The sequence below is a fragment of the Longimicrobium sp. genome (genome assembly GCF_036554565.1).
Classification (GTDB): domain Bacteria; phylum Gemmatimonadota; class Gemmatimonadetes; order Longimicrobiales; family Longimicrobiaceae; genus Longimicrobium.
Window position 1 is genome coordinate 1 of record NZ_DATBNB010000891.1, and the last position, 11,678, is coordinate 11,678.

Sequence of the window (11,678 nt, forward strand, 5' to 3'; positions counted from 1 at the left end):
CACGCACTTACCGGCTGCGTTGATGGGAGGCTGGCTGCCGGGATGACGATGCGGAACTCGGCGCCGCCACCGGCGGCATCGCCCACCTCGGCCGTCCAGCCTTCCTCGCGCGACAGGCGGCGTACGACGGCGAGGCCGAGGCCGGTGCCCGCGCCGCTCGTGTGGAAGGGCTCCCAGATGAGCTCGCGCTGGTCGCGCGCCACCCCGGGCCCCGCGTCGCGCACCATGATCTCCAGGCCGCCCGACACCTCGCGCGCGGCGAGCGAAACCGTGCCTCCGGCGGGCGAGGCCGCGACTGCGTTCAGCAGCAGGTTCAATAGCGCCTGCGCCAGCGGCTCGCGCGCGCCGGGCGCCGTCAGCCCGCGGGCATCAAGATGGAGGCGCACGCCGGCCTTTTCCGCGCGGCCCGCTACCAGCAGCCCCAGGTCCTCGAACAGCGGGCCCAGCGGCGTGCTCTCCCCCGCATCCCTCACCCGCGGGGCGCGCCGGGCGATGCCCAGCAGGTTGGCCACCAGCCGCTCCACGCGGCCCACCTCCTCCAGGATCACCGACGCATACCGCCGCCGCTTGTCGTCCGGGATCTCCTCCTCCGCCAGCCGCTGCGCGAGCGACCGCACGCCGGTGAGCGGGTTGCGGATCTCGTGCGCCAGCGAGGCGCTCAGCTCGCCCACGACGGCCAGCCGCTCCTGCTCCGCCGCGGCCGCGGCCAGCTCGCCTGTGCGGACGGCGCGCACCTCGATGTTGTAGAAGCGCAGCCGCGCCACGCCCACGAACAGCAGCAGCTGGATCCACACCATCGCCAGCGGCATCACGTAAATGCCCAGCGCCCCGCGGGTGAGCACGCTGCTCAGGATGCCGATGGGCATCACCATCACGATCCCCAGGAGCAGCGTACGCCCCAGCCGGCGCTCGGCCGCGGAGGTGCGGGGCTCGCGGCGCATGATCCGTACGAAGAGCCAGGTCGCCAGCACCCACCCGCCGATCGTCCACACGACCAGGAGCGGCTCGGCATAGCTCATCGTCAGCGAGCGCTGGTCCAGCGGCAGCAGCGCGAACCCAAGCCCGATGGCGCCCAGTGCATAGGGCAGCGAGCGCACCGTCTGCATCAGCGCAAACGCCAGGAAGAACCCCGGCGCCAGGTGCACGGCGCCGCTCATCCACGGGCGCCACGTACTCCACTCGCCCGTGGCGAACCCCATCCCCTGCGCGAACAGCCAGGTGGCGATGCACAGCTGGAAGAGCGCGTACCACCGCACGCCGGCGCTGCGCGGATTGAACAGCAGCAGCGTGAGCGCGGAAAAGACGGTGACGCCCAATGCGAAGAACGCCTCTCCCGCGGCCAGTGCATTCATCAGAAGGTGAGCCCCAGGCCCAGGACGAGGGTGCGCTGCGAGAAGTAGGAGTTGACGGGGCGGCGTTCGGCGTAGCCGTCGCTGTAGGTATACCCCTGCACGTTCTTTCTGTCCAGCAGGTTGAGCATTTCCAGGTACACGATGCCGATGCCCGCCGGCATAGGCAGGTAGCGGCTGATGCGCCCGTCCAGCCGCCCATATCCCGGCAGCCGCGACCCGTGCACTTCGCCGTAGATGGGAGAGATGCGCCCGTTCGCCTCAACCCGCCCGCCGTCGATGTCCGTGAACGGACGCCCGCTGCCCAGCCGCAGCGTGCTTCCCAGTTCCCACATGGGGCGGACGCTCCACCGCGCCACGCCCGTCAGCGAGTGCCGCACGTCCACCGCGGAAGGCACGGTGCCGCCGTCCTCCAGGTCCACCCGGCCGTCCAGGAACGAGTAGGTGATCCACCCGTTCAGGCGCCGCTCGCCGCTCCACCGGACGATGGCGTCCATCCCGGCGACGCGCCCAGCCTCGATGCGCGGCCCGTCCCCATCTTCCGCATAGCCGCCGTAGCGCTTGACGTAGCCCTCCACCTTGAGCGAGGGATCGCCCGCGCGCTCCGCCCCTGCGACCAGGTGCTCCGCGCGCGTGGGGATTCCGCCGGGCGTGCCCGCGTCCGGCACCCGGTACTTGATCCGCCAGCGCCCCTGGTGGAACAGGCCGCCGCCGAACCGCAGCGTCCACTCGCCCGTGCGGAACGCCAGCGCCAGCCGCGGGTCCGCGGTCCACGACTCTTCCCCCGGCAGGCGGTCGGCGCGCACGCCGGCGATCAGCGCCAGCGAGGGCGAAAGGGCGCGCTCTACCTCCACGTAGCCACCCACGTGCCCCGCATCGTCACTCTCCTCCAGCGCAACCGTCGGCGCGCCAGGCGACAGGCGGTCCGTCGCGGGGAAGCGGCCGGCCTCCGTGCCGTCCAGCCACGCGCCCTCCGCCCCGAGCGACACGCGCCCGCCACCGGGGAGCGACACGTCCGCGTCCACCCGCCCTGTGGCGCCGCGGTCCGTGCGCTCCCGGTCCAGCACCCCGAAAGTGAAGTGGGTGCTCCGCCGCGACCCGCTGACGGTGCCGCGCAGCGCCACGCGGTCGCCCGCCAGCAGCGTGCGCCCGCTGAGCGACGCCAGCCGGTTGCTGCCGCGGCTCTCGAAGGGACCCGTCCAGCCGTACGCATCCACGTCGCGAGAAAGCACGTCCTCGTCCGCCAGCGCCACCAGCTTCACCTCGCTCCCGGCGCGCGGCTCCCACACGGCGCCGCCCATCCCCTCCACGGCGGCGGGGGCGCGCTGGAACTCGCCCTCTCGGCCGTGCATGGCCATCATCAGCCGCGCGTCGGTGGCCCGCAGGCTGGCCCAGGCGCCGGTGTTGGGCGACGTGGGCAGGTCGATGCGGGTGCCGGCCTGCACCGTGTTGGCGTTCAGCCGCACGGTGCGCGTGTCCGGCCGGCCGATGGTGCGCACGTCCAGCACGCCGCTGAGCGCGTTGCCGTAGCGCGCGCCGAATCCGCCGCTGGAAAAGTAGGCCGCGTCCAGCACCTGCGCGTCCAGGATGCCGAACGAGGCGCCGTTCAGCGTCTCGTAGCGGCCGGGGTAGAAGAGGCGGGCGCCGTCCACGAACACCGGCGATTCCGCCGGGTCGCCGCCGCGCACGTACAGGTCGCTCCCCTCGCCGGCCCGCGTGGCACCCGGGCCGGTCTGGAAGGCCTGCATGATGTCGGCGGTGCCGCCGGGCGTCACCAGCACGTCCACGCGCTTGAGCGCCACCTGGCTGCGTGTGTCGTCCATGCGCGTGCCGGCCTCCACCACGATGGGCGCCAGCGCGAGCGCCGGACCGCCCTCGCGCCCGGCCGCGGCCACGGCACCGGCCGGCGTGCCCCCGAGCCGCGCCCGCAGCTCGGCGTTCTCCGGGAAGAGCGCGGCGCCGCGCCGCCACACGGCCAGCGCATCCTCCTCGCGCTTCGCCCGGCGGTACAGGTCGCCCAGGACCAGGTAGGTGCGCGCGAAGCCGGGCCGCGTGCCGTCACCCTGCTGGCGCAGCAGGATCTCCAGGTGGCGGATGGCTTCGGGGCCGCGCCCCAGGAACTCGGGGGTGTGAAAGTGGTGCATGGCCAGGGTGAAGCGCGCCTCCCAGTGCGTGCTGTCGATCTGCAGCGCCTCTTCCAGCAGCGTGTTGGCCTGCCCGATCAGGGTGCCCTTCCCCATCATGTCGGCGAAGGGCAGCTCGCAGCCGGCGCGCAGGTTGGCCAACCTCACCCGCGGCTCCACGCCCCGAGGCTCCGCCCGCAGCCACTCGGCGAGGAGCGCCGACGCGCGCTGGGCCGCCGGCCGCGCCGCCGCCTCGTCCTTCCGTGCGCCCGCCGCGCTGCACTCCTGCACCGCGGCCCGCGCCTCGGCCGCCCGCTCCGCCGGGAACTGCTGCGCGTGCAGGGTTCCCGTCCAGGAAGCCGCCAGCAGCATCGCCACACCCGTCGTTCTCGCTATGGATTTCATCGTCCCGCTCCGGTTGGTTGTCGATCCGTTGTGCCTCGGGGGACCAACGAGGCAACCGCGGGACCGGGCGTCGCAAATCCGCAAGTGGTTCGTAGACGACTACTTGGGCGCTACTACACCCAGCTGACGGTGCAGCCGGAGCGTGTCAGGTGCAGCCGCGGCGCTGCACCCTTCTGATGGGAATCGGAGGGGGCGGACGACGACGAAGCCCCGCCTGCGGCGCAGACGGGGCTTCGTGAGGTGCGGATGGGGCGACCGCCTCAGGGCCGGGGTGGCGGGGCCAGGCGTTTCGCGAGCGAGGGGCGTGTGGATACGATCCGGCGGTGGACCGCGTCCAGCAACGCCGTGGCGTTGCGGCGCGCGCCGGTCAGGTCGTCTTCGTCGAGCTCCTCCTCGTCGCCGTACAACGCGGTGTGGCGCCCTCCCCGGACGTTCTGCATGGCGTCGGCGCTTCGCTGCAGCTCGGCATCGCCGAGCGCGGACGCGGCGTAGAACGTCACGTAGTGGTGCCCGCCCACCGCGCCGCGCGGGCGGTATCCCGCGGAACGGACGACCGCCGTCGCCGCGCGGAACGCCGCCTGGTACACGTGCGTGTAGGCACCGGCCACGCTCAGGCCCGCGACGGAGGCGTCGGACCACTCCCGCAGGGCCGCGGCCCAGATCGCCGCCACCTCCGCGTCGTCCGCCGGCACCTCTTCCAGGTTGCGGGCCTCCAGCAGCCGCTGAATGCGGTGCGCGCTCATCCCGCCACCTCCGCCAGCAGCGCGTCGTCGCCCACGATCCACCGCTTGGGCCCGTCCAGGATCCGCCGGAGCACGGCGTTCCCCGCCGCCACCTGCCGGGCGAGCTTTTCGGGGGTATAGGTTCGGATTTCCACGTCCCGGTCCAACAGCATCGATGCCTCCGCCGCAAGATGGCCCAACCGCGAATCGGGCCCAAGATCGCCGACCACCAGCACGTCGACGTCGCTGTCTCCCCGGGCGTCGCCGCGCGCCGTGGAGCCGAACACGAACGCCAGTTGAATGCCCTCCGCCCCGGCGATCGCCGCCTCCACCACTTCGGTGGGATCGGCGAAGTCGCGGATCAGCCGGCGGAGCGTCTTCCAGCCGCGATGATCGTCGTCCACCCGGTAGAGCACACGGCCGTCGTTCTCGATGCGCCGCACCAGGCCGCGCGACTCGAGCCGCCTGAGCTCGCGGGTCAGCGAGCTCATCGACAACCCGCAGTGCCGCTGCAAGCCCCGCACGTGCTCGGGCTCGTCGTCGTCGCGCATCGCGAAATGAAGGAGCAGCCGGGCGAACGCCGGTGAAGCCAGCAGCTCGGCCAACCCCCCCGCGTGCGATTGCCTGGTTCCCTTCGGCGTCATTCAGCTCTCTCGCGGCCAGGAGTGCTCCAGATTCTGGATCACCGGAGGCCGCACGTCAAGTCGAACGGGGCAATGCGTATGGTCGATGGACATCCAGAACGCAACGAGCCCCCGCCTGCCGGTTGCAAGCGGGGGCTCGTCCATCACGTGCGTCCGACAGGATGCGCCCCCCGCGTTCGCTATCGAAAAGCGGAGAATCGCGTCGTCCGGCAGCCGTTACATGGGGTACCAGCCCCGGCGAGCGGCGTGCTCCACGTACGCCACCGTGTACACCTTCACGAGCCTGCCACCGCCGTAGACTTCCACCATGTGCAGTTCGTCGCCGCGATACATCGCCAGCGCGTCGAGCCCGCCGATCGCCGGCATCTCATCGACCGTGACGGCAACGGGAAGGGCCTCGCCACGCACGTACGCGCAGGGCGTCATGCTCGAGCCGCGGCAGGTCGCACGGGTAAGCCCCACCCGCGTCCGGACGAACTCCAGCACGTCGGGCGCGGCAGACGCCACCATCTCCCGCCGGTCGAACACCACCGACGACACGGGCCTGGAGTTGCGGCGGCTCTTCAGCCGGTTGCCGAACACCTGCACGCGCTCCAGCAGCACCGGCTCGGCCTCCATTTCGATCGTGAGGCTCCTGTCGTCGGCGCTGATGGAAACCGACGTGGTGAGATCCGCATACCCCAGGCGGCTCACTTGCACCTGGTAGTACCCCGGCTTCAGGCGAATCCGGAAGAGGCCGTCCTCGCCCGCCGCGATCGCCTGGTCCACGGAACCGACGTAGATGATGGCGTCCGGGACGGCGGCACCGCTAGCGCGGTCCACCACGCGCCCGGTCAGCAGGGGAAGGGGGGGATCGTCCGCGGATTGCGCGGCCGCGGGGACCGCGGCCATGAACAGCGCGGTGAGCGCGGCGGCAAAGTGGGAGCGCGTCATGTGCTTCTCCTCAGGCGTGGGACGGGACTGGCGTAGGGGTAAGGGCGGGCAAGAATGGCTCCCTCAGGCGGATCGGGCCGATGTCGTTGCAGCGCACTCACATGCCTTACCGCAAGGATCGCCGCCGGAGCCGAGCTGTCCACTCCGCAGGACGCACGCACGGCATCGATTGTGGACGACTCGGATCGAAAACAGAACGAGCCCCCGCCTGCTGACGCAAGCGGGGGCTCGTGGTGAAGAAGTGCGCCCGACAGGATTCGAACCTGTGACCTTTGGCTCCGGAGGACCCGTCCGCCAAAATTGCGCTCGTCGCGAAACCAGAAAACCCGCGATTTTCCTACGATTTCCGTAACACGGCGTCACCCGGCGCACCGTGGCAGGTGCTAGAAACTGTGAAAGAAATTGTGAACGGCGGCCGGCCGGGGCAAGGGGGGTGAAACCGCACTCCCCCGCCCCGCTCCGCCCCCGGTGGTTCTGCCGTATCCTTCCCTGTCGCGCTACCCCTCGGCGTCAGCGCAGCGTCCGAACTCCACCTCCTCCAGCTCGTCGTGGCAGAGGGCGTAGAAGGGACAGTAGGGGCGGCGCCGGCGCCGCTCGGGTTCCGGTAGCGGGAAGTCGGAGAGCGGGCGCGGCGCGTTGCGATCGGGATCGGCCAGCAGCACCTGCATCGCCTGTACGCTGTCGCGGATGCGCTCCGCAGCATGCATCACATCGAGACGCGAGATCTCGAACGTGGTGTCGTCGCCGGTGGAAAGGTTCACCACGCGGCCGAACCACTCGTCATCGCGGAAAGGCAGGCCCAGCACGGTGCGGCAGTAGAGCGCGTACAACGCAATCTGCAGGTCGGCGTCGCTGTCGTCGCCCGTCTTCCAATCGACGATGACAACGCGTCCTTCGTCCGTGCGGTAGACCAGGTCCGGGCCGGCGTAGATCGGCCAGCCCTCGTGGACGAACGCCTCAGGGCCCTCCGGCACCGTCACGCACTCGGGCCGGCATGCCTCCAGGTCCGCCCAGACCCGCGACCCTTCCAGGCTGCGGAGGCAGAGGCGCGCCTTGGTCACCGCGCCTGCCAGGCCGGCCGAGGACGACCGGCCGGAGTACCACGCGTCCTGCAGCATCACCACGCGCTTGGGATCGCGCTGGAACAGGTCGCGGTGGTGCGAGCCGAGCACCGCTCGGTTCAGCGCCTCGGATACCCGGACGAGCATGGTGTCGAATGAGGGGCGGGGCCTGCCGCGGCGCACCGCTTCTGCGCTCTCGCGCGCGCAGTCGTGCACGGCGGTCCCGACGATCATCGGAAACGACGTGAGCTGCTTGAGGGCGTATGCGAGACGCGCCTCCTCCGGTGCCTCCGGCGACCACCCGCGGTGGCCGCCGTAGTAGCGCCAGAAGTAGGCGCGCGCGCACTCCGCCAGGGCGCGGTCCCGGGAGTGGGACCAGCTGAACTCGGGATAGGGAGCGTCGTACCTCATCGGCCTACAGCGCCGGCTGGAGCTCTGCCTCGCCGGCAACCGCCGGGCGTGTGCTCCGCCCACTGCGCCGCTCAGCGCCCCCCGTTTCGCCCACACCCAGCACGTCCGTGGCCTTGATCTCCGTCGTCCAGCGCGTGTCGCCGCTGTCCGTCTCGTAGGAGCGGTAGTCGATCTCGCCCTCCACGTAGACGCGGTCGCCCTTGCCCAGGTACTTCTCGACGAAGCCAAACGTCGCCGGCAGGCTGTCCCACACCAGCACGCGGTGCCACTGCGTCTTCTCGCGCGGCTTGCCGTCGCGGCCGTTCCACCGGCGCGTGGTGCCGAGCGAGAATTGCGCGACGCGGGCGCCGCTGCTGATGGTGCGGATCTCGGGATCGGCACCCAGGTAGCCGATCAGCGTGGCCTTGTTGAGGCAGCGGGACATCGTGGAACCCTCGGGGATAAAGATGAACGAGCCGGATGCACCGGCCTGACCGGCCTAGTGCCTGACTCGTCCATCACTTTTCTCCTGGGGTTCTTTGCCTCGTCCTTCCTGCTGCAGGGTTCCGGTTACCAGTCCAGTCCTCTGCTCTTCCGCTCCGGACCGCTCACAAGTCCATCTGCGATGCGCATCGCGTTGGGAAGGAGGCTGGTGATCGCAGGGGCGGCGCGAGTCACGCGCTGCTGATCCTCCGGTCGAAGATCAAGAAACATGTGCTTCAGTTCCTCTACGGTGGGCGCTTTTAGCGTTTCGCGCAGACGGAGCGCTTCAGCCTTTTGAGCCTCGGCTACGGCCGTCCGGGTTAAGAGTTCCTCCCGCACCTTTGGTAGCGGCACCTCCTCCGACAGGTCGAGTTCCCCCGCGATCCTTCGGCGGACGGAGTCCCGTACCAACACTGCGTTTAAGTACCGCTCCCCGGCGCCCGCAGTCAGAATGCCCGCTCCCCTCGCATCGCTCGGGTTTCGGAAGACATGCTGTTCCGGGGGCGTTCTCCGCAGACGCTCTGCGGCCTTCGAGATTCTGGCGCGCCAGCCGCCCGGCTGCTCATCGCTTGTCGGACGCTCGTCTCCAGACGCTGCCAGGAACTCACGGGCGAACTCGGCCGGCTGCTCACCCAAGGTCTTCAGTGTCGCCCGCTTCTGCACCTCGGTGAGGTGCTCGAACAGGTCAGTGAATGCCCGAGGATCGCGGAATGCGGCCCGAATCTGTGTGGCGAATTCGTGAGTTGCACCTTTCACATCCCTGGTCGTACGCTCCAGGGCGCCAGACCACGTAGCAATCTTCCCTCGAGCGTCGTCGAGCTTTTCCACCTCGTTCCGCAGCGTTCTACTTTGCTGAAATAGCTCGAACGACTGCAGGAATGCATGCGCATCCGTGCTCCCGTTCCTGACCGGGAGGGACGACGGATCGTGAGTCGTTGGCGTCAACCCCGTCGCCGGCTCCGACGCCGCACCTCCGGCTGATTCAGACGTACGAACATCCGGCGTGGGAGTGGACCGGATACGAGCCACATCCCCGGCACCTTCGTGGTCGGCAGGCCAAGGCGTCACCTCCTCTTCTTCCCTGACCGGCTGGATGGCTTGCGACCGCTCTGGCGCACCAGCCGATAACACGCGTGCCATCGTCTCCAGACCTTCGAAAACATCGATCTGCGTGCTGGTCGGTGACGGCGCGATTTCCTGCGGCTGCCTGGCAGGGTCCGGTGGTGTGGCGGACGCGGAGAAGGACGGGGCGGTCTCGGCTGGGGACGTGGCCACGCCGGGTTGCGGGTAGTGGCCCAGGCGCTTCTCCAGGTAGAAGCGTGAGAACTCACGTCCTACTTCGGACGCCTTTACTTCCCGCTCACCGTCCGTCACGACGAAGCCGCCGCCCTGCACGCGGAGGAACAGCCCGAGCGCGGCCAAGTCGTGCTCCAGTTCTACCCAGGAGTCCGACAGCCGCAGGGCCGAGTCGGCCTTCGACCGCACTTCATCTCGGAAGCTTGTATTTCTGCGCACCGGCGCCGGTGCAGTTACGGGTGCGGGGTCGGAACGCTCTTCCGCCCGCGAGGCGGGCTGGACAGCGGGTTCCGCCGCCTGCACCGGATACACGGTGCGCGGCGGACGGCGGGTTTCTTCCGGAAGTAGTGGCAATCCACGGGATTCGCGGCACGCGACGTCCATGTCACGCAGGCAGCGCACGGCATGGATATTCGGGTAGCGGGCGACGAGCCACTCCGCCCGCTTCATCTCCGCCTCCGCCCGTTCCCGCGTGTCCGCGAAGAAGATCTGCGGTCCCCTGCTGTCCCAGACGCCGAAGATCCCGTCGTCCTCGTAGAGGCTGAACCGCGGCTGTGCTTCGGATGCGGCGCGCGTCTCCGGCGGGGCCTTGCTCTCGATGCCGACGCGCGCAGGAGACGCGCCTCCTGCATCACGAACGGATATCGCGCTAGCGACGGCTACGCGCGCGCGGTAATCCGAGTATCGGCCGAACTGCTCCTCCAGATTGCCACGGGAGAACTGCGGCCCCACCTCCGACGCCTTCACTACCTGCCGTCCGTCCGTGACGGACATCCCGCGCCCGTTCACGCGCACGGACAGTCTGAACTCCGCCAACCCCGCCTCCACGTCGGCCCAGGATCGCGCGCGCTTCAGCACGGGCTCGGCGCGCTCCCGCACCTCGCGCAGGAACTCCCCGTCCGCACGCGCCAGCCGCGGGCGCGGCCTCAACTCGGGATGCCCGGGGACGCGAGCGAGCCACCCGGGCACGACCCGCAGCCCCTCGTCCAACTCCTGCTGTCGCAGGCTGGCCTCGGTGCGCAATCGGCTCCAACTCCCTTTCCACGCCACGCCCGTCTCCGGGTGCACGCGGTTAACCATCGCGTGTACGTGCGGATCATCGGTGTCGATGTGGGCTACGATCACCGCCTGGTGCTCGCCAAGCCCGAGGTCCGTCAGCGTTCGCGCCATCACGCGCTTCATCAGGGCCTCGTTTACCGGATCACCCGGCGCGAAGCTGATGGAGAGGTGTAAGACGGGCTTTCTGGTGTACGAGAGGCTCGCCGTGCCTGCCATGATGCGCTCGGCGATGTCCATGCGCCGGGTGGGCAGGTTTTGGAACTCGACCCATCCCACGCGCTGGGACGGATCGACGCGGCCCCTCCCCCTGCGCAGGTAATCACCACAATCCCCGAAGTCATCGCCGAACGTCTGGTTCGCGATCACGGCAGCGCTTCGCGAACCGCTTTCTCGACTTGAGCGAGGACGGAGCGCAGGGCGTCCATCGGCGGTAGCTCCTCGGCCGTGTTCGCGCGGTGCGCGAGCGCGTTCAGCGCATTCCCGGCTTCTATCACGCTTGCGATCACCTCGTCGCCACGCGCCCCGAGCATGGTCGGCGCCGCGGAGATCACGTACTCCACGCTGCCGGCCGCGGCCGTGAGCACGCGCACGCCGTCGTCGTCGCCGTCGATCTCGGCCACGCGGCGGAGCTGGTGGAGGTTGTTGCCCACGCGCGCGAGCTGGTGCCACAGCGACCGCGCGCGCCGCGCAGGGGTGAGGGGCTGACCCCGGCCGGGCTGCGGCGCGGGCGGGGTTCCGAGCGCCGCCTCGCGGACGTAGCGCAGCGGGGGCACGCCGCGGTCGGCGGCGGCGCGTTCGACCTGGGCCCACTCCTCGGGGGTCCAGCGCGTGGGTTTGCGGAGCGTGCGACGCGACAACGGTGTTTCCCTTTGAGCGCAGCGAAAAGGCGAGCGAGACCAGGGCGCCTGCGAGCGAAGCGAGCGAATAGGCGCCTCCTGGTCACGGCTCGCTGCGGGGGGCCTACGGGTGGCTTACCCCATCAGCGGCGAAAACAGACACGGCCGCGGGAGAGCGGCTGGCGGCGCTGTGGTCGTAGAGGGGGGCAGACGGGATGGACTTCAGGAAAGGAAGAAGGTCGGAGAGGGCGAACCCGCCCTCTCCGACTCGCCCTTATCACGGGGAACACACGGCGGACCTCGGAGAGCCGGGCGGAAGGGGGGCAAGCGTGAAGACGTGGGATGTGGAGACGGGGGAGACGGAGACGGTGACGAAC

Annotated in this window: 9 protein-coding genes; all 9 read right to left on the bottom strand. The window is 70.1% G+C overall.

Going from position 1 to position 11,678, the window contains the following annotated elements:
- On the bottom strand, nucleotides 1-1,352 hold a 1,352-nt coding region (locus VIB55_RS24855; protein ID WP_331879387.1), incomplete at its 3' end, for a sensor histidine kinase.
- Entirely contained in the window at nucleotides 1,352-3,877 is a 2,526-nt protein-coding gene (locus tag VIB55_RS24860; protein ID WP_331879388.1) for a hypothetical protein, read from the bottom strand. The genes VIB55_RS24860 and VIB55_RS24855, both read right to left, overlap by 1 nt.
- Before the next feature lie 260 nt (nucleotides 3,878-4,137).
- Nucleotides 4,138-4,620 (bottom strand): hypothetical protein, encoded by a 483-nt coding sequence (locus VIB55_RS24865; RefSeq protein ID WP_331879389.1) that lies wholly within the window; start codon nucleotides 4,618-4,620, stop codon nucleotides 4,138-4,140.
- Nucleotides 4,617-5,243 (bottom strand): nucleotidyltransferase domain-containing protein, encoded by a 627-nt coding sequence (locus VIB55_RS24870; RefSeq protein WP_331879390.1) that lies wholly within the window; start codon nucleotides 5,241-5,243, stop codon nucleotides 4,617-4,619. Before VIB55_RS24870 ends, VIB55_RS24865 begins: the two co-directional genes overlap by 4 nt.
- A 216-nt stretch (nucleotides 5,244-5,459) precedes the next feature.
- On the bottom strand, nucleotides 5,460-6,176 hold the full coding sequence (locus VIB55_RS24875; protein WP_331879391.1) for a carboxypeptidase regulatory-like domain-containing protein: 717 nt from the start codon (nucleotides 6,174-6,176) through the stop codon (nucleotides 5,460-5,462).
- Nucleotides 6,177-6,673: 497 nt separating this feature from the next.
- Nucleotides 6,674-7,648 (bottom strand): PD-(D/E)XK nuclease family protein, encoded by a 975-nt coding sequence (locus VIB55_RS24880; protein ID WP_331879392.1) that lies wholly within the window; start codon nucleotides 7,646-7,648, stop codon nucleotides 6,674-6,676.
- Between the two features lie 4 nt (nucleotides 7,649-7,652).
- Nucleotides 7,653-8,072: a single-stranded DNA-binding protein gene (locus VIB55_RS24885; protein WP_331879393.1), complete on the bottom strand. Its 420-nt coding sequence runs from the start codon at nucleotides 8,070-8,072 to the stop codon at nucleotides 7,653-7,655.
- Between the two features lie 125 nt (nucleotides 8,073-8,197).
- A complete protein-coding gene (locus tag VIB55_RS24890; protein WP_331879394.1) occupies nucleotides 8,198-10,831 on the bottom strand; it encodes a relaxase/mobilization nuclease domain-containing protein in 2,634 nt (877 codons plus the stop codon).
- Complete coding sequence (locus tag VIB55_RS24895) at nucleotides 10,828-11,322, bottom strand: plasmid mobilization protein (protein ID WP_331879395.1); 495 nt, start codon at nucleotides 11,320-11,322, stop codon at nucleotides 10,828-10,830. The genes VIB55_RS24890 and VIB55_RS24895 overlap by 4 nt, the downstream gene beginning before the upstream one ends.
- Nucleotides 11,323-11,678: the final 356 nt, after the last annotated feature.